This window comes from Streptomyces sp. NPDC041122, assembly GCF_055592445.1.
Map to the genome: position 1 here is coordinate 486058 of NZ_JBVIYQ010000001.1, position 24011 is coordinate 510068.

General features: G+C 72.3%; 22 protein-coding genes and 2 tRNA genes. 5 read left to right on the top strand and 19 right to left on the bottom strand.

Features of this window, described 5'->3' with window-relative positions; genetic code table 11:
• Nucleotides 1–356 precede the first annotated feature (356 nt).
• The 3 genes from ACZ6B8_RS02115 to leuS form a co-directional block, all read right to left on the bottom strand.
• Nucleotides 357–1202, bottom strand: coding sequence for a DegV family protein (locus tag ACZ6B8_RS02115; RefSeq protein WP_471606007.1), 846 nt, complete (start codon nt 1200–1202; stop codon nt 357–359).
• Between the two features lie 89 nt (nt 1203–1291).
• Nucleotides 1292–2005 (bottom strand): hypothetical protein, encoded by a 714-nt coding sequence (locus tag ACZ6B8_RS02120; protein ID WP_471606008.1) that lies wholly within the window; start codon nt 2003–2005, stop codon nt 1292–1294.
• 153 nt (nt 2006–2158) lie between these two features.
• Nucleotides 2159–5059: a leucine--tRNA ligase gene (gene leuS, locus ACZ6B8_RS02125; RefSeq protein ID WP_471074093.1), complete on the bottom strand. Its 2901-nt coding sequence runs from the start codon at nt 5057–5059 to the stop codon at nt 2159–2161.
• 427 nt (nt 5060–5486) lie between these two features.
• Between leuS and ACZ6B8_RS02130 the strand changes: the two genes are divergently transcribed.
• Both ACZ6B8_RS02130 and ACZ6B8_RS02135 read left to right on the top strand, forming a co-directional pair.
• Complete coding sequence (locus ACZ6B8_RS02130) at nt 5487–6632, top strand: hypothetical protein (protein ID WP_471606009.1); 1146 nt, start codon at nt 5487–5489, stop codon at nt 6630–6632.
• Entirely contained in the window at nt 6629–8221 is a 1593-nt protein-coding gene (locus ACZ6B8_RS02135; protein ID WP_471606010.1) for an NADH-ubiquinone oxidoreductase-F iron-sulfur binding region domain-containing protein, read from the top strand. Before ACZ6B8_RS02130 ends, ACZ6B8_RS02135 begins: the two co-directional genes overlap by 4 nt.
• A 91-nt stretch (nt 8222–8312) precedes the next feature.
• Here ACZ6B8_RS02135 and ACZ6B8_RS02140 read toward each other — a convergent pair.
• Nucleotides 8313–8385, bottom strand: a tRNA-Ala gene (locus tag ACZ6B8_RS02140).
• Nucleotides 8386–8496: 111 nt separating this feature from the next.
• On the opposite strand from ACZ6B8_RS02140, the gene ACZ6B8_RS02145 reads away from it, so the two are divergent.
• Nucleotides 8497–9786, top strand: a complete 1290-nt coding sequence (locus ACZ6B8_RS02145; protein WP_471606011.1) for a glycosyltransferase 87 family protein — start codon at nt 8497–8499, stop codon at nt 9784–9786.
• Here the strand turns inward: ACZ6B8_RS02145 and ACZ6B8_RS02150 are convergent.
• The 3 genes from ACZ6B8_RS02150 to ACZ6B8_RS02160 all read right to left on the bottom strand — a co-directional run bounded on the left by ACZ6B8_RS02150 (nt 9755) and on the right by ACZ6B8_RS02160 (nt 11711).
• Complete coding sequence (locus ACZ6B8_RS02150; protein ID WP_355808351.1) at nt 9755–9988, bottom strand: hypothetical protein; 234 nt, start codon at nt 9986–9988, stop codon at nt 9755–9757. The genes ACZ6B8_RS02145 and ACZ6B8_RS02150 overlap by 32 nt on opposite strands.
• A 3-nt stretch (nt 9989–9991) precedes the next feature.
• Entirely contained in the window at nt 9992–10174 is a 183-nt protein-coding gene (locus ACZ6B8_RS02155) for a hypothetical protein (protein ID WP_471074079.1), read from the bottom strand.
• A 70-nt stretch (nt 10175–10244) separates the two neighbouring features.
• Nucleotides 10245–11711: an MFS transporter gene (locus ACZ6B8_RS02160; RefSeq protein ID WP_471606012.1), complete on the bottom strand. Its 1467-nt coding sequence runs from the start codon at nt 11709–11711 to the stop codon at nt 10245–10247.
• Nucleotides 11712–11936: 225 nt separating this feature from the next.
• Between ACZ6B8_RS02160 and ACZ6B8_RS02165 the strand changes: the two genes are divergently transcribed.
• Nucleotides 11937–12884 (top strand): helix-turn-helix transcriptional regulator, encoded by a 948-nt coding sequence (locus tag ACZ6B8_RS02165; RefSeq protein ID WP_471606013.1) that lies wholly within the window; start codon nt 11937–11939, stop codon nt 12882–12884.
• 23 nt (nt 12885–12907) lie between these two features.
• On the opposite strand, the gene ACZ6B8_RS02170 is transcribed toward ACZ6B8_RS02165, so the two are convergent.
• The 7 genes from ACZ6B8_RS02170 to ACZ6B8_RS02200 form a co-directional block, all read right to left on the bottom strand.
• A tRNA-Ala gene (locus tag ACZ6B8_RS02170) sits at nt 12908–12980 on the bottom strand.
• A gap of 104 nt (nt 12981–13084) precedes the next feature.
• Entirely contained in the window at nt 13085–13726 is a 642-nt protein-coding gene (locus ACZ6B8_RS02175; protein WP_471074070.1) for a histidine phosphatase family protein, read from the bottom strand.
• Entirely contained in the window at nt 13723–14166 is a 444-nt protein-coding gene (gene rsfS / locus ACZ6B8_RS02180) for a ribosome silencing factor (protein WP_361177693.1), read from the bottom strand. Before rsfS ends, ACZ6B8_RS02175 begins: the two co-directional genes overlap by 4 nt.
• Nucleotides 14167–14312: 146 nt before the next feature.
• Nucleotides 14313–16109 carry an LCP family protein gene (locus ACZ6B8_RS02185; protein ID WP_471606014.1) on the bottom strand — a complete coding sequence of 599 codons (1797 nt, stop codon included), beginning with the start codon at nt 16107–16109 and terminating at the stop codon, nt 14313–14315.
• Nucleotides 16110–16125: 16 nt separating this feature from the next.
• Nucleotides 16126–16764, bottom strand: a complete 639-nt coding sequence (gene nadD / locus ACZ6B8_RS02190; protein WP_268771192.1) for a nicotinate-nucleotide adenylyltransferase — start codon at nt 16762–16764, stop codon at nt 16126–16128.
• A 67-nt stretch (nt 16765–16831) separates the two neighbouring features.
• Complete coding sequence (locus ACZ6B8_RS02195) at nt 16832–16996, bottom strand: hypothetical protein (RefSeq protein WP_150184080.1); 165 nt, start codon at nt 16994–16996, stop codon at nt 16832–16834.
• 86 nt (nt 16997–17082) lie between these two features.
• A complete protein-coding gene (locus ACZ6B8_RS02200; protein WP_471606483.1) occupies nt 17083–17397 on the bottom strand; it encodes a hypothetical protein in 315 nt (104 codons plus the stop codon).
• A gap of 99 nt (nt 17398–17496) precedes the next feature.
• Here ACZ6B8_RS02200 and ACZ6B8_RS02205 point away from each other — a divergent pair, with 99 nt between their 5' ends.
• A complete protein-coding gene (locus tag ACZ6B8_RS02205; protein ID WP_471074063.1) occupies nt 17497–18606 on the top strand; it encodes a M48 family metallopeptidase in 1110 nt (369 codons plus the stop codon).
• 15 nt (nt 18607–18621) lie between these two features.
• Here the strand turns inward: ACZ6B8_RS02205 and ACZ6B8_RS02210 are convergent, their stop codons facing one another.
• The 5 genes from ACZ6B8_RS02210 to proB all read right to left on the bottom strand — a co-directional run bounded on the left by ACZ6B8_RS02210 (nt 18622) and on the right by proB (nt 23722).
• Nucleotides 18622–19713, bottom strand: coding sequence for an SCO2583 family membrane protein (locus tag ACZ6B8_RS02210; RefSeq protein ID WP_471606015.1), 1092 nt, complete (start codon nt 19711–19713; stop codon nt 18622–18624).
• 123 nt (nt 19714–19836) lie between these two features.
• Nucleotides 19837–20445 carry an SCO2584 family spore wall biosynthesis protein gene (locus ACZ6B8_RS02215; protein WP_471606016.1) on the bottom strand — a complete coding sequence of 203 codons (609 nt, stop codon included), beginning with the start codon at nt 20443–20445 and terminating at the stop codon, nt 19837–19839.
• 81 nt (nt 20446–20526) lie between these two features.
• Nucleotides 20527–21819 carry a glutamate-5-semialdehyde dehydrogenase gene (locus ACZ6B8_RS02220; RefSeq protein ID WP_471606017.1) on the bottom strand — a complete coding sequence of 431 codons (1293 nt, stop codon included), beginning with the start codon at nt 21817–21819 and terminating at the stop codon, nt 20527–20529.
• A gap of 94 nt (nt 21820–21913) precedes the next feature.
• On the bottom strand, nt 21914–22402 hold the full coding sequence (locus ACZ6B8_RS02225) for a hypothetical protein (protein WP_471074051.1): 489 nt from the start codon (nt 22400–22402) through the stop codon (nt 21914–21916).
• 213 nt (nt 22403–22615) lie between these two features.
• Nucleotides 22616–23722 carry a glutamate 5-kinase gene (gene proB, locus ACZ6B8_RS02230; RefSeq protein WP_471606018.1) on the bottom strand — a complete coding sequence of 369 codons (1107 nt, stop codon included), beginning with the start codon at nt 23720–23722 and terminating at the stop codon, nt 22616–22618.
• Nucleotides 23723–24011: the final 289 nt, after the last annotated feature.

The following is a 24011-nucleotide window of genomic DNA, read 5'->3' on the forward strand; positions in this document are numbered from 1 at the left end:
TCACCTGCGCGGGCCCACACCCCTGCCCGGACGCCTGCCCCTGCCCCTCGACGAAGAGCCTCTCCGCCCGGAGCTTCACCGCCTCCGCGCCAACCGCCCCCGCGAGGGCCCGGTCGCGCCGGACCCGCCCGCGGGTGTGCCGCCGGCTCGCGCGGCCGTCGGAGGTGGGGCCGCGTCCTGGGCCGCTCGTCGCTGCAACTGTCCTGGTGAGTGATCGAAGTGCCATGCCGACGACGGTAGGCACTGCGGGAAGAACTTGTTGATCTTGGTCAAATCCCGTGGATTACCCAGCAGTTGTGGATAACTCGGTCACTCGAAAGTGGGAATCGCAGCAAAGGGAACCGGCCGGGCGGACCTCACTGCGGCGACACCACGGCCCCCAGCAACCCCGGCCCCGTGTGTGCCCCGATCACCGCGCCGACCTCGCTCACATGCAGCTCCGCGAGGCCCGGTACCCGTTCCCTGAGCCGCTCGGCGAGTGTCGACGCCCGCTCCGGCGCCGCCAGGTGATGCACCGCGATGTCGACCTGGCCGGTCCCGGCCCGTTCGACCACGATCTCCTCCAGGCGGGCGATCGCCTTCGAAGCCGTCCGCACCTTCTCCAGCATGTCGATGCGGCCGCCGTCCAGCTTGAGCAGCGGCTTCACGGCGAGCGCGGAGCCCAGCAGCGCCTGCGCGGCGCCGATACGGCCGCCCCTGCGCAGATATTCGAGGGTGTCGACGTAGAAGTACGCGGACGTCCCGGACGCCCGCTTCTCCGCCGCCGTCACCGCCTCCTCCACCGAGTCGCCCGCCTCCACGGCCTGCGCCGCTTCGAGGGCACAGAAGCCGAGCGCCATCGCGACCATGCCGGTGTCCACCACCCGCACCGGCACCGGCGCCTCCTTCGCTGCGAGGACGGCGGCGTCGTACGTGCCGGAGAACTCGGCGGAGAGGTGCAGCGAGATGATGGACGTGGCGCCCGCCTCGGCCGCCTTGCGGTACGTCTGCGCGAAGACCTCGGGACTGGGTCGGGACGTGGTCACCGACTTCCGCTTCTGCAGCGCCTGGGCGAGGGAGCGGGCCGAGATCTCGGACCCCTCTTCCAACGCCTGGTCCCCCAGGACCACGGTCAGCGGCACCGCGGTGATGCCATGCCGCTCCATCGTCCCTTGCGGCAGGTAGGCCGTTGAATCCGTGACGATCGCGACATGGCGGGACATGAGCTGGAGATTACCTGTCTGTGCCGCCGGGCGGCAGCCCGGCCCCTGATCACCCGGTTCCGGCGAAAACCGCCCGGACGGGCGGGCGATCAGGTCGTGCTTTCGGGCTTGGTCTTCTTCTCCCACGGATAGGTGGGTCTCGATGCGGGCGGGTTGATCGCGGGGGTCGGTGCGGATGAGCCGGAGGGCGGTGCGGATGCCTCAGGGGCCGGCCCGGCGGTCGGCGTGGACGATCCGGCGGACCGGGTGGAAGGCGGCTCCGTCGTCCAGTGCCGCAGCGCGCCCGCCTCCATGTCGATCTGGGTGCTCAGATCGTCCAGGTCGTCGCCCGCGAACCGGCGGGCCCGGTCCCGCGCCGACCAGCGCAGTGAGTCCGCGGCCTTGGTGATCTGCGCGGTGCGCTCCCGCAGCTCGGGGAGGCGGTCGGCCAGCGCGGCCTTGTCCGGGTCTCGCTCCAGGCGCCGGAGGTCGTCGTCCAGCTCATGGCCGTGGGTGCTGAGCCGCTCGAAGAGGCTCAGGGTCTCCTTCAGCGAGGCGTCGGCGGCGACACCCGCGTGCAGGACGTCCTGGGTGGCGCGCATGGACGAGCGCAAGGAGAGGCGCAGCTGGGCCAGTTCGGCGGTCGTGCCGACCTGGGTGAAGCTCTTCGCCCGCAGGGTGGTGTCCTCCACCGTCCGGCGGGCCTCCAGGATGGTGCGGTCCACTCCTCGCTTGGCGGCGCGGACCACCTTCACCGTCGCGTACACCCCCAGCACCAGGAAGAGCACCATCAGCAGCGCCACGATTGCGCCCATGGCTCCCATGACGCTCCTCTCCGCATCCCGTCCGGTCCGGTCCAGCCCGGCCCGGTGCGCGTGCCGTCCGGACCGCCGGCTTCTTCCACGGTAAACGGAGAAGGCAGGCCGGGGGTTCCAGCAGAACCCCCAACCTGCCCGTAGGGGAAGACCCCGATGTGGTTAGGCCGGGACGATGTTCACCAGCTTCGGCGCCCGCACGATCACCTTGCGGATCCCGGCGCCGCCCAGCGCCGCGACGACCTTCTCGTCGGCCAGCGCGATCTTCTCCAGCTCGGCGTCGGAGATCGACGGGGAGACCTCCAGGCGCGCCTTGACCTTGCCCTTGATCTGCACGACGCAGGTCACGGCCTCGTCCACGACGTAGGCGGGGTCGGCGACCGGGAAGTCCCGGTGGACGACCGAGTCGGTGTGGCCCAGCTTGCGCCACAGCTCCTCGGCGATGTGCGGGGCCAGCGGCGCGATCAGCAGCACCAGGCGCTCCGCGACGGACCTCGGCACCGCTCCGCCCACCTTCGTCAGGTGGTTGTTCAGCTCGGTGATCTTGGCGATGGCGGTGTTGAACCGCATGCCGTCCAGGTCCTGGCGGACGCCGTCGATCGCCTTGTGCAGGGCGCGCAGAGTGCTCTCGTCGATGTCGCTCTCGGCCACGTCGGCGACGGTGACCTCACCGGTCGCCTCGTCGACGATCAGGCGCCACAGCCGCTGCAGCAGGCGGTACTGGCCGACGACCGCGCGGGTGTCCCACGGGCGCGACACGTCCAGGGGGCCCATCGCCATCTCGTACAGGCGCAGGGTGTCCGCGCCGTACTCGTCGCAGATCTCGTCCGGCGTGACGGCGTTCTTCAGGGACTTGCCCATCTTGCCCAGCTCGCGCTTGACCGGCTCGCCCTCGAAGAAGAACGTCCCGTCGCGCTCCTCGACCTCGGTCGCCGGCACCGGGAAGCCGCGGGCGTCCCGGTAGACGTACGCCTGGATCATGCCCTGGTTGTACAGCTTGTGGAACGGCTCGGCCGAGGAGATGTGGCCCAGGTCGAACAGGACCTTCGACCAGAAGCGCGCGTACAGCAGGTGCAGCACCGCGTGCTCGGCGCCGCCCACGTACAGGTCGACGCCGCCGGTCGGCTGCCCCTCGCGCGGACCCATCCAGTACTGCTCGACGTCGGCGTCGACCAGCCGCTCGTCGTTGCGCGGGTCCAGGTAGCGCAGTTCGTACCAGCACGAACCCGCCCAGTTGGGCATGGTGTTGGTCTCACGGCGGTACTGCTTGGGGCCGTCGCCCAGGTCCAGGGTGACGTTGACCCAGTCCTCGTTGCGGGACAGCGGCGTCTCCGGGGAGGTGTCCGCGTCGTCCGGCTCGAAGGTGCGCGGGGAGTAGTCGTCGACCTCCGGCAGCTCCAGGGGCAGCATCGACTCGGGCAGCGCGTGGGCGACGCCGTCCTCGTCGTAGACGATCGGGAACGGCTCGCCCCAGTAGCGCTGGCGGCTGAACAGCCAGTCGCGCAGGCGGAAGTTGACGGTGCCCTCGCCGATGCCGCGGGTGGCCAGCCAGCCGGTGATGCGGGCCTTGGCTCCGTCGACGTCCATGCCGTCCAGGGAGATCTCGGGGTTGGCCGAGTTGATCAGCTTCGCGTCGTACGAGGAGAACGCGTCGTCCCACGTCCTGGGGTCGGTGCCGCGGTCGTCCGAGGGCTCGACCACGCAGCGCATCGGCAGGTTGAACGCGCGGGCGAAGGCGAAGTCGCGGCTGTCGTGCGCCGGGACGGCCATGATCGCGCCGGTGCCGTAGCCCATCAGGACGTAGTCGGCGATGAAGACGGGGACCTGCTCGCCGCTGACCGGGTTGGTGGCGTAGACGCCGGTGAAGACGCCGGTCTTCTCCTTGGCGTCGGCCTGGCGCTCCACGTCGGACTTGGCGGCGGCGAACGCGCGGTACTTGGCGACGGCCTCGGCGGGCGTGGCGTGGCCGCCGGTCCACACCTCGTGGGTGCCCTCGGGCCAGGTCTCGGGGATGACCTTGTCGACCAGGTCGTGCTCGGGCGCCAGGACCATGTAGGTCGCGCCGAACAGGGTGTCCTGGCGGGTGGTGAAGACGGTGACGGCGTCGCCCTCGATGCCCACGGGGAAACTCACGCGGGCGCCTTCGGAGCGGCCGATCCAGTTGCGCTGCTGCAGCTTGATGGCCTCGGGCCAGTCCAGCGCGTCCAGGTCGTCGAGCAGCCGGTCGGCGTAGGCGGTGATGCGCATGTTCCACTGGCGCAGCTTGGCCTTGAAGACGGGGAAGTTGCCGCGCTCGGAGCGGCCGTCGGCGGTGACCTCCTCGTTGGCCAGGACGGTGCCCAGGCCGGGGCACCAGTTGACCGGCGCGTCGGAGGCGTAGGCCAGGCGGTAGTGGCCCAGGACCTCGGCGCGCTCCGCGGCGTCCAGCTCGCTCCACGCGCGCGTGGAGTCCGGTACGGCGCGCTCACCGCTCTCGAACTGCGCGACCAGGTCGGCGATCGGGCGGGCCTTGGCGGCGTCGGCGTCGTACCAGGAGTTGAAGATCTGGACGAAGATCCACTGGGTCCACTTGTAGTACTCGGGGTCGATCGTCGCGAACGACCGCCGCTTGTCGTGACCCAGGCCCAGCGCACGCAGCTGGGCCTTCATGTTCTCGATGTTGGCCTCGGTGGAGACCCGCGGGTGGGTGCCCGTCTGCACGGCGTACTGCTCGGCGGGCAGGCCGAAGGCGTCGAAGCCCAGGGTGTGCAGGACGTTGTGCCCGGTCATGCGCTGGAAGCGCGCGAAGACGTCCGTGGCGATGTACCCCAGGGGGTGGCCGACGTGCAGGCCCGCTCCGGAGGGGTAGGGGAACATGTCCATCACGAACTTCTTGGGCTTGGCCACCAGCGCGGCCTCGGCCTCGGTCCGCGCGGCCAGGTCGCCGCTCGGGTTCGGCGCCTCATAGGTGCCCTCGGCGTCCCAGAAGTCCTGCCAGCGTGCCTCGATCTCAGCGGCCAGAGCGGCCGTGTAGCGGTGCGGCGCGGCCACCTCGGAGGCGGCAGCAGAATTCGTCTCGCTCATGATCCTCAAAGCTCCATCGATCGTCTCTGCCTGCGGAATTGACCGTGCTGGTCAAACAAAAATGCCCCTCGCACAGGAGGGGACGCCGCGCCGATGCCGACCGCGATTCACCGGCGGTCGGGACTGATCAGCGCGGCCCGCTAAGCAGAAGGCGTACGGCACGCATGGCGTCAGGGTACCGCAGCGCCCGCGCGGCCCGCGACGAGCTTCCGCGGACGCCGTCCGCACACCCGGACCCGAGCCGAGAGTGCCGTCCGGGGCAGCCGGACCCGAGCTCTGGCCAAGGGTTACTCCGCGTACCGGCCACTAACGGGGCAACACCAAGATCGTGTCGCGCTTTGATAACAACGCAATAACTCAAACCTCGTACCCACCGGTATGGAGCGACTTAGCATGCGGCGGACCGAACCCTCCCGGAGCCGCCCCCATGAACCCTCTGCACCCGCACCGCAAGAGCCGTTCCCTCCCCCGATCGTCTCCACGTTCGTCCGCATCCGGTTCCTTCCCGCTGTCGCGGGCCCTGAGCGCCGGAGCGCTGCTCCTGATACCCGTGCTCGTCTTCGCGGGCAGTGACGCCCTGCGGGCCGCCATCGACTTCACCGCCGGTGTCCTGTCCCTGGTCTCGCTCACCGCCGCCGTCCTGTGGGGCCTGGTCGCCACGGACCGCCTCTTCCTGCACTCGCGCCAGCGTCTGCTCGCCCAGGCCGTGCACCGGGCCACCGCGGTGGCCTCCGTCGGCTTCCTGCTGCTGCACGGCACCATCAAGGTCGCCCTCGACCATGTGTCGCTGTTCGGCGCCGTGATGCCCTTCGGGCTCGGCGTCACCGGCAGCGCCGGGCTCATCGGCCTCGGCTCGCTCGCGGGCGCGCTGATGCTCGTCACCGGGATCACCGGCGCCCTGCGCAGCGCCTTCGCCTCTCCCGCGCGGATCGCGTCGCGCTGGCGGGCGCTGCACATGCTGGCCTACCCCGCCTGGTGTTCGGCGCTCGTCCACGGCCTGTACGCGGGCCGCCAGCCGAAGCCCTGGGTCGTCACCCTGTACTGCCTGTGCCTGGTCGCCGTCGCCGGGGCCGTCGCCCTGCGCGCGGCCCCTCTGCCGGTCAAGCGGAAGGTCGCCGCGCGGATCCTGGCCCTGCTCGAACCGGTGCCGGACGCACCGCCCCCGGAGGACCCTCCCGCGCGGGACGCCGTTTCCGTCCCGCTGCCCGGCACGACCGCCACCGCCCCGGCCACCGACCCGGTCGTCGGCATCTCGGCGGCCTACCGCGCGCTGGCCTCCCACACGGCCTCCTACCCCACCGTCACCGCGCCCCGCCCCGACCCCGACGGCCGCTGGCCCGCACCCTGTCCCCCACCCCCCGCCGAATCCCCCTACGTCGCGCCGCCGCCCACGTACGACACGGCGCCCCAGCCGGTCTACGACCCCGCGCACGACATGCCCCTCGCCCCCGCCCCCGACCCCGTCCTCGATCCCCAGTACGACACCGGCCCCGCCACCGAGCCGCTGCCCCGGCCCTTCCAGGCCCCCAGCTCCGGCGAGCCCTGGAACGCCGCCACCGGAGGCCACCCGTGAACGCGCCGCTGCCCGACGTCCCCGAAGTCCGCGTCGTCGGCCTGCCCCTGCTCACCTCGGGCTTCGACCTCGTCGAACGCCTCGACCTAGGCATGCACCTGAAGGTGCACGGCCCCCTGGAACCGATGGCGGGCGAGCCGCTCGCCCGGCTCGCGGAACACATCTCGCTGCGCGGCCGGGGCGGCGCCGGCTTCCCCTTCGCCCTGAAGCTGCGGGCCGTCGCCGACGCGGCGATACGTCGCGGCGTGCGCCCCGTGGTCGTCGTCAACGGCAGCGAGGACGAGCCCGCCTGCCGCAAGGACACCGTCCTCATCAACCGTGCGCCCCACCTCATCCTGGACGGCGCCCTGCTGGCCGCCGAGGCCCTCGGGGCCCGCACCCTCGTGGTCGGCGTGACACGCGACTCCACCGAGGCCTCGATACGCACCGCGCTCGCCGAGCGCGGCCTCGGCGACCGGCGCGGACCGGCACTCCGCGCGCGCGTGCAGCGCAATCCGGTGCGCATGGTCACCGGGGAGTCCTCCGCCCTCGTCCGCTCGGCGGACGGCGGCCCGCCGCTGCCGCCGGGCCGCAAGGTGCGTACGGCCGACTCCGGAGTCGGCGGCGCCCCCACCCTGCTCTCCAACGCGGAGACCTTCGCGCAGCTCGCCGTCGCCGCCCGGGCCGGCGCCGACCGCTACTGCCGCACCGGCCTGCGCGACGAACCCGGCACGGTCCTGCTGACCCTCTCCGGAGCGGTCGCGCGGCCGATGGTCGTCGAAGTCCCCACCGGGGTGCCGCTGTCGTACGTGCTCCAGCTGGCCGGCGCCCCGGCGCTCCCCCAGGGCGTCCTCACGGGCGGCTATCACGGCAGATGGCTCGACGGCGTCACGGCGCACGACGCGGTCGTCTCACGCGCCTCCCTGGACGCCTGCGGCGGCGCGCTCGGCGCGGGCGCCGTCCTGCCGCTCGGCGAGGACACCTGCCCGCTCGGGGAGTCGCTGCGCGTCGCGCACTGGCTGGCCGCCGAGAGCTCGGGCCAGTGCGGCCCCTGCTACCTCGGCCTGCCTGCCGCGGCCCGTGGCCTCGCGGACGTGCTGCAGGGCGGCGGGCCGACCGCTCTCGAAGCGCTGCGCGAGGTGACGCGGGCCGTGAAGCGGCGCGGGGCGTGCAAGCACCCGGACGGCTCGGCGGCCTTCCTGGAGTCGACGATCTCGACGTTCACGGACGACCTCGCGGCCCACGTCCTGGGCGGCGGCTGCGGCCGCCCCGTCGCGGGGGTCCTCCCCCTCCAGGCGGACGTGCCGCAGGCCGAGGCGCCCACGGGCCGCAAGCTGGCCGTCAACTGGACCCTCTGCCAGGGTCACGGGCTGTGCGCCGACATCGTCCCGGAGCTCATCCAGCTCGGCCCGGACGGCTTCCCCTCGGTCGCGGAAGCGTCCGTACCGCGCTACTCCGAAGCGCGTGCCGCGCGCGCCGTACGCCGCTGTCCCGCGCTCGCGCTGCGCGTGGAGGAACCCCAGCGGACGACACCGCGGACCGGCCCCGCGCTGCCGGCGGCGCTCCCTCCTGGGCGACGCCGCAGGGCGCTCGGCAGCGGACGGCAATGACCCCGGGCAGGAGCCGGGACGCCCGGCCACGGCGGAGACAACGGACATGAAAAAGCGGGCCACCCGATCCGGGTGGCCCGCTCATCTTCTGTGGAGCTAAGGAGAATTGAACTCCTGACCTCCTGCATGCCATGCAGGCGCTCTACCAACTGAGCTATAGCCCCTTGCCTGTCCGCCCGGTTTCCCCGGCGGCTCCGCCAACATTACACGGTCGGACCCGTGCTCCACCAAATCGTTTCCGGTCTGGGTGGATACGGCCGGTACTGTCAGCCTTCGTGACCGTGATCGCGCTCGCCTCCGCCCGCCGTACGGCTCTGGCCGCCGGGGCCTGCCTGCTCTCCTTCACGGCCTTCTGGCTCGCACAGCGCGCCGCCCACGTCTCGATGATCGACCTGATGGTCTACCGCGCGGAGGGCGAGACCGTGCGCGGCGGCGGCGACCTCTACGCGCTGCGCACGACCGAGGCCCATCTGCCCACCACCTACCCCCCGTTCGCCGCGCTGCTGTTCACGCCACTGACCTTGCTGTCGACGGCGGACATGCGCACCCTCGCGACCCTGGGCAACCTGCTCCTCCTGGTCGGCTTCGTCCACCTCTCCCTGCGTCTGATCCACGGGGGCCCGATCCGCGGCGGGAGGCACGCGCGCGTGGCGGATGTTCTGTGGGCGTCCGCCGCCGTCGTCTGGTGCGAACCGGTGTGGACGACCCTGCGCTACGGGCAGATCAATCTGCTGCTCGGCGTCCTCGTCCTGTGGGACCTGTCCCGGCGCCCCGGCCACCGCTGGACGGGCGCCGGCATCGGCGTCGCGGCGGCGATCAAGCTGACGCCCGCGCTCTTCGTGGCGTTCCTGCTCCTCACCGGGGTCGCCGAGGCCGTGCGGCGCGGCCCGTGGCGGGCGCCCGTCCGGCACGCGTGCGTGGCCGCTGTCTCGTTCGCCGGTGCCACCCTCCTCGCGGCCGTCGTCCTGCCGTACGACTCACGCCGCTTCTGGACCCGGATGGTGTTCGAGGCGGGCCGGGTCGGGCTCGCCGAGGACACCGCCAACCAGTCCCTGCGCGGCGTCCTCGCCCGGCTCCTGCACACCGGCGAGCCGGGGGGCCGCTGGGCCGTGGCCGCCGCCGCGGCCGGAGCGCTCGGCCTCGCGGTCGCGGTCGCCGCCGCCCTGCGCGGGCAGCGGGCCTGGGCCGCGCTGGCCTGTGCGGTGACGGCGCTTTTGGTGAGCCCGGTGTCGTGGTCGCACCACTGGGTCTGGTGCGTGCCGATGGTGCTGCTCCTGGGGGCGGAGGCGGCGCGACGGGGCGGCCGGGCGCGGTGGGCGGCCGCCGGGGGCGCGTACCTGGCCTTCTGTTCGTACGCCCTGTGGTGGGTGCCGCACGGGGTGGGGCGGCTCGAACTCGGCCAGAATTTTGGCCAGATGGTGCTGTCGGCCCTCTACGTAGTGATCGGTTCGGGGTTCCTGATCACCGCGGCGAGGCGGTCGCGGACGCCGGTCACGCCGCTGGGACCGAAGATCCCGCGGTCGCGGACGGCGGTCAGGCCGTCGCGAACGAGTAGAACCGTTTGAGGGTGCAGTGCTCGTCCAGCAGCCGTCCGTAGATCGGCTCCCCTTCGAGTTCGCGGTAGGTCTCGATGGGGTCGCCCTTTATGATCAGCGCCCGCGCGCACTCCTCGCACCAGTACTGGTAGTCCTGATGGACCGGTTCCATGTCGCGGACGATCGGCGTGCCACTGCCGCACCAGTCGCATTTCCGCCTGTGTGCACCCATCGATCAGCTCCAGCTGTGGCCGCAGGCGGTACACACGTACGAGATCCCGCCGTTGTCACCGAGTACCTGGGCGACGTGGGTCGAGCCGCAGGAAGGGCAGTTGAGGAGCGTGCGCAGCGCGGCCCGTTCTCGTACGGCCGCCGCTCCGGAGAGGCGGTCGACCTCTCCGAGGATGCTCGCAGGCATCGCGCTCTCCCTCCCGTCGGGCTGCGTCTCCTTCCGGCCGTCCGATTCTGCCACGCTCTGAGCGACCCGGTCAGCGACGCATTCGTACCAGTCCGGACACGGCGCCCAGCGCGGCCGCGGCAGCCAGTGCGCAGGCGCACGCCCAGAGCGCGTCACCGGATGTATACGCCCCGGGAGCCCCTTGCGACTCAAGACGGTTCAGGAAAAGCGCGCCGAAGGCGGCGACTCCCGTCAACTGACCGAGCTGGGTGACCGTCGCGAGCAGCCCGCTGGCGTCCGCCGCGTCCTCGGCGCGCACCGTGGCGAGCGCCCGGGTCAGGGTCGGGCTGAAGCCGAGTGAGAGGCCCGCGCCCACGCCGACGAGGGCCACGAAGAACAGCGGGCCGCCGTCGCCCCCGTCCCGCAGCAGCAGCCCCACGGCGCCGGTCGACAGCGCGGTCAGCACGAAACCGCCGGGGATCAGCGCCCGTTGGAGGGGCTGCGGCCAGCGCCGCCACGTCAGCCCGACCAGGCCGAAGACCACGGCGGTCGGCGCGAAGGTGAGGCCGGCCCGCAGCGCGCCGTAGCCGAGACCGCCCTGCATGTGCAGGGTGATGACGAACAGGAAGCCCGCGTTCGCGGCCATCACGGCGATGATCCGGAAGACCGCGAGGCCCATGCCCGGCGAGCGCAGCACCCGGGGCGCGATCAGCGGTGCCCCGCCGCGCCGGGACAGCCGGGACTCGTACGCCCAGAAGAGCGCGAAGCAGAGTACGGCGGCGGCCAGTGAGAGCCACGACCACAGCGGCCAGCCCTGCTGCTGTCCGAGCACCAGCGGCACGGTGAGGAGTGAGACGGCGGCGCCGAGCAGCAACAGGCCGGGCACATCGAGCGCTCGCGCCCGCTCGGCCGCGCGCTCCGCGGCGTCGTCGCGGGGCAGTACGCGCGCCGCGAGGACCAGCAGCACGATCCCGACCGGGACGTTGACCAGGAAGACCGGACGCCAGCCGGTGCCGAAGAGGTCGGCACTGACGAGGACACCGCCGAGCACCTGCCCCGCGGCGGCGCCGGACGCGAGGACCGCCGCGTACGCCCCGAGCGCCTTCGTCCGCGCCTCACCGGCGAAATTGCGCTGGATCAGGCTGAGCACCTGCGGGACGAAGACCGCGGCACCCGCTCCTTGCACCAGCCGGAAGCCGGTCAACTCCCCGGTGTTCCGGGCGAGTCCGCAGGCCAGCGAGGCCGCGGTGAAGACGGCGAGCCCGGCGAGGAAGACCCGGCGGTGGCCGAGGCGGTCGCCGAGCCGGGCGCCGGTGATCAGGAGCACCGCGTACGTGATGGTGTAGCCGGCGATGACCAGCTGCAACCCGGCGCCGGACGCGTGCAGTTCGGCGCGGACGGTGGGCGCCGCCACATTGACGATGAACACGTCGAGCGGCGCCATGAACTGGGCGGCCAGCACGACCGCGAGCAGCCGCCCGGGCCGTTTGTCGGTGCCGGGCGCTTTACTGGATGCGGGAGTCGGACCCGCGGGGGCGGGAGGGGTGATCGTCGTCATGCCCTGAGCGTGCGGGCGATCCGGTACGGGTAACGAGAGCCCGCCGATGCTGGTACCGACAGCACCTGTCAGCGCCCGCGGCGGCGACGGACGATGGGGGACGTGACGACGATGACGACCGCACACGGAGTGACAGGGGCACACGAGACAGGGACGCCACCGGCGCCCGGGGCGCACCCGGCCAGGACGCCGGAGACAGGGACGCACGGCCCAAGCACGCACGCCGTGGGCCGCCCCGGTCCGCCACAGCGCCGCCGCCCCGAGCTGGCCGCCTTCCTGCGCGGCCGCAGGGCCCGGGTGACACCGGCCGACGTGGGCATGGCCCCGGGCCTGCGCCGCCGCACTCCGGGGCTGCGCCGCGAGGAGGTCGCCCAGCTCTCCGGGGTCGGCGTCACCTGGTACACCTGGCTCGAACAGGGCCGTCCGATCAACGCGTCCCCCCAGGTCCTGGACGCCGTGGCGCGCACCCTGCGCCTCGACCAGCCCGAGCGCGAGCATCTGTACCACCTGGCCGAGGTGCCGTACGCCCCGGACCGCGAGGCCTCCGCGCAGGCGGTGGGCGCGGAGGTGCAGGGCATCATCGACGCCATGGACCCGCGCCCCGCGGTGGTCTACAACGCGCGGTACGACATCCTCGCCACCAACCCCGCCTACCGCGACCTTTTCCTCCTCCCCCAGGCCCCCGGCACCGGCGTCCCGAACGTGCTGTGGTCGCTGTTCACCGTGCCCGCCGAGGGGTGCCCGCTGGTCTTCCGCGACAAGGAGCTGCCGATGATGGTGGCCACCCTGCGCAGCGCGTACGGGCGGCATGTCGGCGAGCCCGTCTGGGAGGGCTTCCTGCACAGGCTGTCCGCCGCCAGCCCGTACTTCGCCGAGCTGTGGGGCAGCGGCGACGTGATACCGCCGGGGCGGCGCGTGAAGACCTTCCGGCACCGCGCGGTCGGCGAGCTGCGCATGACGTCGGTCTCGCTGAGCGTCGACGGCATGCCGGAGTGCCGGATCGTCGTGTACACCCCGGACGACGAGGAGAGCGGCCGGCGCGCGGCGCGGCTGCGCGGGCTCAGAAGCCCGTCGACGGCGACATCGACCTCGGCCCCAGGAACAGCCGCAGCCTCAGGCACAGGCACCGCCACAGGCGCAGGCACCGCGATACACGAGAATCCCGCCCCCTGATGGGGACGGGATTCTCGGGACTGTGGAGCTAAGGAGAATTGAACTCCTGACCTCCTGCATGCCATGCAGGCGCTCTACCAACTGAGCTATAGCCCCTTGTGTTCTTCCCGCTCGGCGGGCGAACAAGAAGAACTTTAGCCTGCGACCAGCCGGAATGTGAAATCCGGGTCCGGCCGCCCGCCGGAGCGGGTCCGGGGTGCTCAGTCGTCGTCGCCGAGCACCGGTTCGGGCAGGGTGCCGGCGTTGTGCTCGAGGAGGCGCCAGCCCCGCGCGCCCTGGCCGAGGACCGACCAGCAGCAGTTCGTCAGACCGCCGAGACCCTCCCAGTGGTGGGGCTCGAGACCGAGGAGGCGACCGATCGTGGTGCGGATGGTGCCGCCGTGGCTGACCACCACCAGCGTGCCGTTGGCGGGCAGCTTCTCGGCATGGCGCAGCACGACGGGAGCGGCCCGGTCGGCGACCTCGGTCTCCAGCTCGCCACCGCCCCTGCGCACCGCCTCGCCGCGCTTCCACGCGGTGTACTGCTCGCCGAAGCGGGCGATGATCTCGTCGTGCGTCAGGCCCTGCCACTCGCCGGCGTACGTCTCCTGGAGGCCCTCCTCGTACGCGACCGGGAGACCGGTGATCCCGGCGAGCTCACCGGCCGTGGCCGCGGCGCGCCGGAGGTCCGAGGCGACGATGGCGTCCGGCTTCAGGGAGGCGAGCAGCCGGGCGGCGCGCTTGGCCTGGGCGACGCCCGTCTCGGTCAGCTCGATGTCCGTGGAGCCCTGGAAGCGGCGCTCCAGGTTCCAGGCGGTCTGGCCGTGCCGCCACAGGATGATCCGGCAACCGCGGTTGGTCACCGCAGCTCACCGTCCAGGTCGGCCTCCTCCGCGGCCCGCTGCTCGGCGTGCTCGGCGCCCTTGCCGCGGGTCGCCTTGGCGTCCTCGGGCAGGTCGATCTCGGGGCAGTCCTTCCACAGGCGCTCGAGGGCGTAGAAGACGCGCTCCTCGCTGTGCTGGACGTGGACCACGATGTCCACGTAGTCGAGGAGGATCCAGCGGGCGTCGCGGTCGCCCTCGCGGCGGACCGGCTTGGCGCCGAGCTGCTTGTTCAGCTGCTCCTCGATCTCGTCGACGATCGACTTGACCTGGCGGTCGTTGGGGGCGGAGGCGAGCAGGAAGGCGTCGGTGATCGACAGCACGTCGCTGACGTCGTACGCGATGATGTCGTGCGCGAGCTTGTCGGCAGCCGCCTGGGCGGCGACAGTGATGAGCTCGGTGGAGCGGTCCGTGGCGGTCACAGTTGAGCTTTCCTTCGGGTGGTGGATACAACCCCAAGGGTCTCACGGACCGCCGACCGCGCCCCAGACGATTTCGTCACCGCCCCGGCGGCTTCGTCAAGGCCCCGGGCCGCGGGGCTCGCCACGGCCCCGGGCCCGCGGCGTCCTCAGTCGGCCCGGTAGTCCTGGCCGAGGACCACGGAGACGTCGGCGTTGGCCGGGGTCGTGCCCTTGCGGACCGCTCCCGCCGGCAGGCCGAGGGTCTTGGCGACCTCGGTGGCCTGCGTCTTCTTGGCCGCGTCGGCGTAGGTGACCTGCGAGGCGGCCTGGGTCGTGGCGCCCGCGCCGCCGTCGATGAAGGTGTAGCCGCCGTTGACCAGGGAGACCCGGGCGTCCTGGCCCGCGGCCTTCTTCCCGGAGGCGTTCTTGACGCCGACCCGCACCGCCGCGCCCTTGTCCGGGCTCTTCACCGCGCCGCCGAGGACGTCCTTGACCACGGTGTCGCCGGCCTTCTCCGACAGCGTGCCGTCCGGGCGCACCGGCAGCAGCGTCGTCTTGTAGTCGCCGCCCTTGGCGCGGTCGGCGAGCTTGGCGAGGAAGGCGCCGAGGTCCTTCTCCTCCAGGGAGGGGTCGAGGATCTGGGCGAGCGACTGCACGGTGGTCGTGGCCGCCTGCGGGTCCGAGGAGAGCTTGCGCAGCACGCCCTGCATCACCTGTCCGAAGCGGTCGAGCTGCGCGGACTCGGTCTCGCCGGGCGCGCGGTAGGTGGCGTAGGCGACGGCCATCGGGCCGCTGAGGGTCTGCTGCTCGCCCTTCTTCACCAGGGGCGCCTCGCCCTTCTTCGCCTTGGGGTCGGGCACGTCGGTGTCGGTGGTGACCTCGATGTTCCCGACGAGCTCGACGAGGTTGTTCAGGTACGGGGTGTCGAGCCGCCAGGTGCCCTCCACCTCGGTGCCGAGCACCGTGTCGATGGACTCGCGGGTGCCGGTCGAGCCGTCGTCGTCGACGGACTTGCCGAGCGTCGTCGGCGTCCCGTCGTCGTCCGACACGGAGAGGGAGTTGGGCAGCAGGACGGTGGCGCCCTGCTTGGTGGTGGCGTTGTCGACCAGGAGCGCGGTGGAGGTGCCGCCGCCCTTGGTGTTGTGCAGGTGGACGACGACCACGTCGCGCTTCTGCGCGCCGGAGGCCGGGGCCGCGGCGTCGTCGCCGTCCGACCCGCCCGGCAGCTTGCCCGCGAACCACAGGTAGCCGACGCCGCCCGCGACGACGAGGGCCAGCACCACGATCAGCGCGACGACCCGGGAGCGGCCGCGCCGCTTGGCCTCCTCGCGCCGCTCGGTCCGGCTCTCGGTGAACTTCAGCCAGTCGATGACGTCTTCGGATTCCTCGTCCGGCTCCTCGATGAACGAGAACTGCTCGGTCTTGTACTCGCCGGGCTCCTCGCGCTGCTGCGCGCGCCGCGGCTCGCGCTCCGTCTCGGAGGCAGGGGCCGGGGCAGGGGCCGGCTCCTGCGGTTGCTGCTGCTGCGGGATCCAGCCGGTGTCCTGGGCCGCCGCCGTGCCGTACGCGGTGCCGCCGTTGTCGTATGTCGTTCCGGTGTTGTCGTACGACGTTCCGGTGTGGTTGTTGTCGTATGCCGTTCCGGTGTGGTCGTACGCCGTGCCCCTGCCGTCGTACGACGTGCCGGTGTTCCCGTACGCGTCGTAGGACGCGGTGTCGTAGCCCTGCTGGGGCTGCTGTCCGCCGGCGTACGGGTCGTAGCCGTACCCCTGCTGCTGGGGAGGGGGTACCTGCTGCGGGACCTGGGGCTGCCGCGTCTGCGCCGGGGGCGACACCTGCTGGTACACCGGCCGCCCGTACTCGTCGTACCCGACGACCTGGTACTGATCCGCCGCGTACTCGCCCGCGTACTCGCCCGCATACGGGTCGCTGCCCGCATACGGGTCGTACTGTCGGTCGTTCACCGGTGCCCCTCTCGGCTCATTCGCCGCGGTACAGCTCGCGCTTGTCGATATAACGCACCACACCGTCGGGCACCAGGTACCAGACCGGGTCCCCCTTGGCGACCCGCGCGCGGCAGTCCGTGGACGAGATGGCCAGGGCCGGCACCTCCACCAGGGAGACACCGCCCTTGGGCAGCCCGGGGTCGGCCAGCGTGTGGCCGGGCCGGGTCACGCCGATGAAGTGCGCGAGGGAGAACAGCTCTTCCGTGTCCCGCCAGGTGAGGATCTGACCGAGGGCGTCGGCGCCCGTGATGAAGAAGAGGTCCGTGTCGGGGTTGAGGGCACGCAGGTCGCGCAGCGTGTCCGTCGTGTAGGTGGCGCCGCCGCGGTCGAGGTCGATGCGGCTCACCGAGAACTGCGGGTTCTCGGCGGTCGCGATGACCGTCATCAGATAACGGTCCTCCGCGGGCGACACCTGCTTGTCGCTCTTCTGCCACGGCTGGCCGGTCGGCACGAACACCACCTCGTCGAGGTGGAACTGCGCGGCGACCTCACTGGCCGCCACGAGGTGTCCGTGGTGGATCGGATCGAACGTTCCGCCCATGACGCCCAGGCGGCGCTTGCCGTTGCTCACCGGACCGGTCTCCGGACCGGTAGGCATGTCCTGCTCTCCCATGCGTGCAGACCCTACCGGCCCGGCGGACGGGCCCCGTTTCGGCGGTCCCGTTCGGGACGGTCCCCGCTCAGCGGTCCCGGTTGAAGCGGGTGGTGATCCACAGGAGCAGCAGGAGGACGACGAACGCGCCGCCTCCGGTGAGGAGGGGGCTGAGGCTTTCGTGGTTGCCGCCGTGCTCGCCGCCCTCGGAGGCGAGAGTGACCAGCTGGGCGGCGTTGCTGTGGAGGCTCATCTCAGGCAGGACCTATCCGGAGGTGGGATGGACATAAAGACTTCGGGCCCATCGTAAGCGGGGGGTTCGTTCCGGCTCACGCCGACTCAGCCGTTGCGGTCCTCGGCGCCCTTGTCCGACGCGCTCCGCGCACGCTCGCCGGGCGCGCCGTCCGCGCTCTCCGTGCCGCCCTCGGAGGTGCGCTCCGCGCCCTTCTCCGGCGTCCGCTCCGGCACGTGCTCCGCGCCGCGGACCGAGCCGTTGTCACTGCTCTGGCGGTACCCGCGCAACAGGAACCAGCCGACCAGGACGCAGCCGACGACCATGACGATCAGCACGATCCGCAGCAGATTGCCCGGACCCTGCCGCTCCGCGGCCTTGGCCGCCTCGGTGAGCCAGACGGCCCCGGGGTTGTGCTCCATGACGGATGACTCCTTCTGTGTGCTGCCCTGTCACGGTATCTCCGCCTAGGCTGGGCTCCACCTCGGGGGCACGAGAGGACGACACATGGGGGATGCGGGATGACCGACGACAACCACCGCGGCGGGGACGGCGGGGGCCACGAACGCGTGCCGGGCCGGCAGCGCAGGCGCTTCCCCGGCATCTCGTCACGGGCCTACGAGCACCCGGCGGACCGCTCCGCCCTCGTGGCCCTGCGCCGGCTCACCGGCTTCGACACGGTCTTCAAGGCGCTCAGCGGCCTGCTGCCCGAGCGCAGCCTCAGGCTGCTGTTCCTGTCGGACTCGGTGCGGGTCTCCGACGCCCAGTTCGCACACCTCAACACCATGCTGCGGGACGCCTGTTACATCCTGGACCTGGAGAAGGTCCCGCCGATGTACGTGAACCAGGACCCGAACCCGAACGCCATGTGCATCGGCCTCGACGAGCCGATCATCGTGGTGACCACCGGGCTCGTCGAGCTGCTCGACGAGGAGGAGATGCGCGCGGTCGTCGGCCACGAGGTCGGGCACGCCCTCTCCGGCCACTCCGTCTACCGCACGATCCTGCTCTTCCTCACCAACCTCGCGCTGAAGGTCGCGTGGATCCCGCTCGGCAATGTCGCGATCATGGCGATCGTGACGGCGCTGCGCGAGTGGTTCCGCAAGTCCGAGCTGTCGGCGGACCGCGCGGGCCTGCTCGTCGGCCAGGACCTCAAGGCGTCGATGCGCGGCCTGATGAAGCTGGCGGGCGGCAACCACCTGCACGAGATGAACGTGGACGCGTTCCTGGAGCAGGCCGAGGAGTACGAGGCCGGGGGCGATCTGCGCGACTCCGTGCTGAAGATCCTGAACGTGCTGCCGCGCACGCACCCCTTCGCCACGGTCCGCGCCGCCGAGCTGAAGAAGTGGGCCGAGTCCCGCGACCACCAGCGGATCATGGACGGGCACTATCCGCGCCGCGACGAGGACCGGGACACGTCGGTCTCCGACTCCTTCCGCCAGTCGGCGTCCTCGTACGCGGACGACGTCCGGCACAGCAAGGACCCGCTGATGAAGCTGGTCAACGACATCGCGGGCGGCGCGGGCGACCTGGGCGGCAAGCTGCGCGGCAAGTTCACGGGACAGGGCGGCGGCAAGCCGGGCGGCGGCACACCCGGCGACGGCGGCGCACCGGACGACGGCCCCGCGTAACCCGGGCAACCGCGCTCACGAGGCCGACAGCGAGGGCTGGGCCGAGGCCGCCAGCGACCCGCACAGCGCCGTCGTGCCGCCCGTGGCGTACGGATCGGTGCCGGCCGACGGGCCGCCCGCCTTCGCCCGCCGGCCCGCCAGCAGCGGCCGCAGGTGGTTCGCCGTGTCGGCCGCGCAGGCGAGCGGACCCGCCTGGGTGGCCGAGGTGATCACCTCGGCGCGGTGCATCCGCAGGTCGTCGCGGTCGAAGCGGAAGTGCAGCTCGCGGCGGACGGTGAACAGGGACGCGTCGGCCCGCTCCGCGCCGCCCGCCCCCGCGGCGGGCCGCAGCGCGTACACGAAGGTGTGGTCCGAGGTCACCTCGAGAGTGTCCCGGTCGGTCTCGGTGAGGCGCAGGGAGCCGTCGGCCCTGACCCGGCGGTCGGCGAGCGCGGTCCTCGCCGGGTCGAACCGCACCAGCCAGCCGGTGGCGGCGTGCCGCCCGTCGGCCGCCGGGCGGGCGAAACTGCGGTCGAACTGGCTGAACTGGCCCGGGTCGAGCAGGATCCGCACGGACCGCGCGGAGCCGCCGGTGAGCACGTCGGGGTCGAGCGACGACTCGACGAGGTAGTCCTTCACGGTGATCAGCGCGGCCATCACCTGGCTGTCCGAGAAGTGCGAAGTGCGGCGCACGGCAGGGAGGTTGATGCCGCCGGCGCCCACCCGGAACTGTGCGGCGGGGCTGTGCTCGTACAGGCCCTTGACGCTCTTCGCGCCGGGCACGGGGCCGCCGGGCACGAGCGGTATCACCGTCATGCGCAGCGGCTCGGGACGCCGGGCCACCGGCGACTGGTACGGGTGGCGTACGCCCATGTAGATGGCGGTGCCGAAGGCGACCGCGATCAGGACGACGAGGATCACGAGCTGCCGGGACAGCATCTTGTGCAGTCCCGGGCGGCGGCGCACGGCGCGCGTGTGATCGTCCATGCGCTCCTGCGCGGAGAACTCCTGGAGCCGGGCAGCCCGGACGAACGATTCGTCGAAGACGACGGATCGGTACTCGTCCTCGCCACCTCCGGGAGTGCCGCCCTCGGGCGTCCCCGCCGGTGGTTCTGTTGGCCCGCCCATACCTTCAGGGTAGGTCTCCTGGCCGCCAGGTAAACGCCCTGGTACACGACAACTTCCGACAACACCTCACGGCGGCGTACGGCGGCGTGCGGCGGCGGAACCGCAGGCCGCGCGGGGTGCCGGTCAGGGCCTGCGGGGCACGGCGGGCATCTCCGACTGGCCGAACCCGGCCGAGACGGAGGGGCTGGGCGGCTCCTTCTCGGCGCTCTGCCCGACCTCGGTCGAGGCGGGCGAGGGCACCTCGTCCCTGCGGTCCGACGACGCCCCGCGGTAGACGGCGGTGAAGGCCAGGGCGACCATGCCGACGCCCATCAGGAGGGCGAGCATCCACGCGATGGGCCGGTGCCAGCGGAGCCGGCCGAGCCGGCGGCCCGGGCGGCCGTACCTCTCGTCGAGGGGGTCGTGCTCGAAGGCGTCGTCGAGGTCGTCGCGGCCCGCGTCGCCGCCGTCCTCGGGGCCGAAGCCGTCCTCGTAGAGATCGTCGTCCGCGGTGTCGGCGCCGCGGCCGCGGGTGCGGGCCCGCCGGGCCTCGGCCTCGGAGGCCTCGGCGCGCGCCTGCGCGGCGGCCAACAGCCGCTCCACGGCGGAGGGTTCATGGACCTCCGCGGCGCGCACGAAGTCCTCGTCGAAGACCACGGAGGCGAACTCCTCGTCCGCACCCCCGTGGTCGCGGTCGTCGTCGGGCTCCCAGCCGTCGGGAAACGACGGCGTGCCCCCCACGTCCTCCGGCACCCCTCCAGAGTAGACCTGGACGGGGCAATTTGGGCAGCAGGAGAGGGAATTCGACCGGCCCGCCGTCAACCGGCCGACGGCTCACCGCACATGGCCGTCGCCCGTCACGATGTACTTCGTGGAGGTCAGCTCGGGCAGCCCCATCGGACCGCGCGCGTGCAGCTTCTGGGTGGAGATGCCGATCTCCGCGCCGAAGCCGAACTGCCCGCCGTCGGTGAAACGCGTCGAGGCGTTCACGGCGACCGTGGTGGAGTCCACGAGCTGGGTGAAGCGGCGCGCGGCCCGCTGCGAGGTGGTGACGATGGCCTCGGTGTGCCCGGAGGTCCACAGCCGGATGTGCTCGACGGCCTGCTCCAGCGTGTCGACGACGGCGGCCGCGATGTCGTGACTGAGGTACTCGGTCTCCCAGTCCTCGGTGGTCGCGGGCACGACGGTGGCCTTGGTGCCGTCCGCGTGGGCGAGCACCCGCTCGTCGGCGTGCACGGTGACGCCGGCGTCGGCGAGGGCGTCCAGGGCGCGCGGCAGGAACGCGTCGGCGATGTCGCGGTGCACCAGGAGTGTCTCGGCGGCGTTGCAGACGCTGGGGCGCTGCGCCTTGGAGTTGATCAGGATGTCGACGGCCATGTCGATGTCGGCCTCGGCGTCGACGTACACGTGGCAGTTGCCGGTGCCGGTCTCGATGACCGGGACGGTGGACTCCTCGACGACGGTCCTGATCAGGGAGGCGCCGCCGCGCGGGATGAGGACGTCGACGAGGCCGCGGGCGCGCATCAGCTCGCGGACGGAGTCGCGGTTCTCGCCGGGCACGAGCTGGACGGCGTCCGCGGGCAGGCCCGCGCCGTGCACGGCGTCGCGCAGGACGCGCACCAGGGCGGTGTTCGACGCGTACGCCGACGAGGAGCCGCGCAGGAGCACCGCGTTGCCGGACTTGAGGCAGAGGGCGGCGGCGTCCACGGTGACGTTCGGGCGGGCCTCGTAGATGATGCCGACGACGCCGAGCGGGACGCGTACCTGGCGCAGGTCGATGCCGTTGGGCAGGGTCGAGCCGCGGACGATCTCGCCGACCGGGTCGGGCAGCGCGGCCACGTCGCGCACGTCGGCGGCGATGGCGCGGACCCGCTCGGGGGTGAGGGTGAGCCGGTCGATGATGCCCTCGTCGGTCCCGGCCTCGCGGGCCCGCGCGATGTCCTTGCCGTTGGCCTCGACGATCTCCGCGGTGCGCACCTCGAGCGCGTCGGCGATCGCGAGCAGCGCGTCGTCCTTGGCGGCGCGCGGCAGTGGCGCGAGGGTGGCGGCGGCGCCGCGGGCGCGGTAGGCGGCCTGGGCGACCGGCGAGAGGTTGTCGTAGGGCGAGACGGGAGAGAGCGACGTCATGCCCGCAGGGTAATCGCCGCGTGCCCGGCGTCCACCCGGTGTTCCAGTCCCCGAGACCGGCGGAAGGCCATTCCGCGCCCGTCGGAACGACGGCTCAAAACGGGTGTACGCCCACGGGGGCGGCCGGTAACGGACCGTAACCCTCCGCTATCCGCTGGTGATAGGTGTCGCGGCCGATCACCTCGAGGCCCACGATCTCCCACGGCGGCAGCTGCGCGCTCTGCCGGTGCTCGCCCCACAGCCGCAGCGCCACGGCGGCCGCGTCGTGCAGGTCGCGGGCCTCTTCCCAGTAGCGGATCTCGGCGTGGTCCGGCGCGTATCTGCTGGTGAGCAGAAAAGGGTGGTCATGGGCGAGCTGTTCGAGGCCCCGCCTGAGCTCGTCCAGCGGGGCCGCCGCCCCGGAGACGCTCAGCGTGACGTGCCACAGCCGGGGCGTCTGCACCGGCTCGCTCTCCCGGCCCTCGCTCCGGTCGCCCTCACGCGCGCGGTGCGCGTCGCTCTCGTACCCCGCACCCGTGGCGACGCTCGTCAGCGCCCGCTCGGCCGACCCGCGGGACGCCGTCCCCGGACGCACTCGTCTCACGACGGCCTCCCTTACGCATGGTGATGCGGATACGCAATGGTCGTGCGGAACTGTCTTCAACAAATTTGAGCAGGCCAAGCGGTCCCGCGGGGCGGTTTTGGGGAGTTTCACCTCGCGGGGGCCGGTCCGCGGAGGCCCCGCGCGACGGTTTTCGGCCGGGGCGCGTGGGGCTCGTGGGACGGACGGTCCGAGCCGACCTGGGCTTTCGCGGGGCTACCCGTGGAGCAGGACGAGGTCGTCCCGGTGCACGACCTCCCGCTCGTACGCAGGTCCGAGTTCGCGCGCCAGATCGCGGGTGGAGCGCCCGATGAGCATCGGCACCTCCTTGGCGTCGAAGTTCACCAGACCGCGCGCGACCGGGCGCCCGGCCGCGTCCCGCAGCTCGACGGGGTCGCCCGCGGCGAAGTCCCCCTCGACCCCGGCGATCCCCGCGGGCAGCAGCGACTTGCGCCCCTCGACCACGGCCCGCACCGCGCCCTCGTCGAGGGTCAGGGCGCCCCGCGGCTCGGAGGCGTGCTGCAGCCAGAGCAGCCGGTCGGCGGAGCGCCGCCCGGTGCGGTGGAAGTACGTGCCCGTGGCGCGGCCCGCGAGGGCGTCGCCGGCCTGGCTCGCGGAGGTCAGGACGACCGGGATGCCGGCCGCGGCGGCGATCCGGGCCGCCTCCACCTTGGTGACCATCCCGCCGGTGCCGACGCCCGCCTTGCCGGCGCTGCCGATCTCCACGTGCGCCATGTCGGCGGGCCCCGCGACCTCGTCGATGCGGGAGGTGCCGGGCTTCGCGGGATCCCCGTCGTAGAGGCCGTCCACGTCGGAGAGGAGGACGAGCAGGTCGGCGTGGACGAGATGGGCGACGAGGGCGGCGAGCCGGTCGTTGTCGCCGAAGCGGATCTCGTCGGTGGCCACCGTGTCGTTCTCGTTCACGACCGGCAGCGCGCCCATGGCGAGCAGCTGGTCGAGGGTGCGCGAGGCGTTGCGGTGGTGGGCCCTGCGGGCCATGTCGTCGGAGGTGAGGAGCACCTGTCCGACGCGTACGCCGTACCGCGCGAAGGAGGCGGTGTAGCGGGCCACGAGCAGCCCCTGGCCCACGCTTGCGGCGGCCTGCTGCCGGGCGAGGTCCTTGGGGCGCCGCACCAGGCCCAGCGGGGCGAGGCCCGCGGCGATGGCACCGGACGAGACGAGCACGATCTCGCGCTCACCGCCGCCGCGGCTCTTGGCCAGGACGTCGACGAGCGCGTCGACGCGGTCCGCGTCCAGGCCCCCCGACGCGGTCGTCAGGGACGACGACCCGACCTTGACGACGACCCGCCGGGCCTCTGCCACTGACTGCCTTGCCGCTGCCACGCTCTTCCCCAAATGATCCCGATGCCCCGGACCTGCATGCTCCGGACCTGCAATCTACGTGAGCGCATGGGCGGGGCGCCCGCGTGTTTCGAGGAACGGACCCCACCATGGAAAACACATGAGCGTATTCACGTCAGAGGCAGAAACCGACCTCGAGGTTCAGTCCCTTTGCCCCTTTATCCGGTGATTGACGTCACGGAAGATTGCTAGTAGGCCACTGCACGTCATACGGTCAGTGGTCGACTTCCCCCCACTCCACCTTCATCCC

What these genes read in the sequence shown, in the direction of transcription:
- ACZ6B8_RS02115 (WP_471606007.1), bottom strand. Translation starts at nt 1,202, where the DNA reads ATGTCCCGCCATGTCGCGATCGTCACGGATTCAACGGCCTACCTGCCG.
- ACZ6B8_RS02120 (WP_471606008.1), bottom strand. Translation starts at nt 2,005, where the DNA reads ATGGGAGCCATGGGCGCAATCGTGGCGCTGCTGATGGTGCTCTTCCTG.
- leuS (WP_471074093.1), bottom strand. Translation starts at nt 5,059, where the DNA reads ATGAGCGAGACGAATTCTGCTGCCGCCTCCGAGGTGGCCGCGCCGCAC.
- ACZ6B8_RS02130 (WP_471606009.1), top strand. Translation starts at nt 5,487, where the DNA reads ATGAACCCTCTGCACCCGCACCGCAAGAGCCGTTCCCTCCCCCGATCG.
- ACZ6B8_RS02150 (WP_355808351.1), bottom strand. Translation starts at nt 9,988, where the DNA reads ATGGGTGCACACAGGCGGAAATGCGACTGGTGCGGCAGTGGCACGCCG.
- ACZ6B8_RS02155 (WP_471074079.1), bottom strand. Translation starts at nt 10,174, where the DNA reads ATGCCTGCGAGCATCCTCGGAGAGGTCGACCGCCTCTCCGGAGCGGCG.
- ACZ6B8_RS02160 (WP_471606012.1), bottom strand. Translation starts at nt 11,711, where the DNA reads ATGACGACGATCACCCCTCCCGCCCCCGCGGGTCCGACTCCCGCATCC.
- nadD (WP_268771192.1), bottom strand. Translation starts at nt 16,764, where the DNA reads ATGGGAGAGCAGGACATGCCTACCGGTCCGGAGACCGGTCCGGTGAGC.
- ACZ6B8_RS02195 (WP_150184080.1), bottom strand. Translation starts at nt 16,996, where the DNA reads ATGAGCCTCCACAGCAACGCCGCCCAGCTGGTCACTCTCGCCTCCGAG.
- ACZ6B8_RS02200 (WP_471606483.1), bottom strand. Translation starts at nt 17,397, where the DNA reads ATGGAGCACAACCCCGGGGCCGTCTGGCTCACCGAGGCGGCCAAGGCC.
- ACZ6B8_RS02205 (WP_471074063.1), top strand. Translation starts at nt 17,497, where the DNA reads ATGACCGACGACAACCACCGCGGCGGGGACGGCGGGGGCCACGAACGC.
- ACZ6B8_RS02210 (WP_471606015.1), bottom strand. Translation starts at nt 19,713, where the DNA reads ATGGGCGGGCCAACAGAACCACCGGCGGGGACGCCCGAGGGCGGCACT.
- ACZ6B8_RS02220 (WP_471606017.1), bottom strand. Translation starts at nt 21,819, where the DNA reads ATGACGTCGCTCTCTCCCGTCTCGCCCTACGACAACCTCTCGCCGGTC.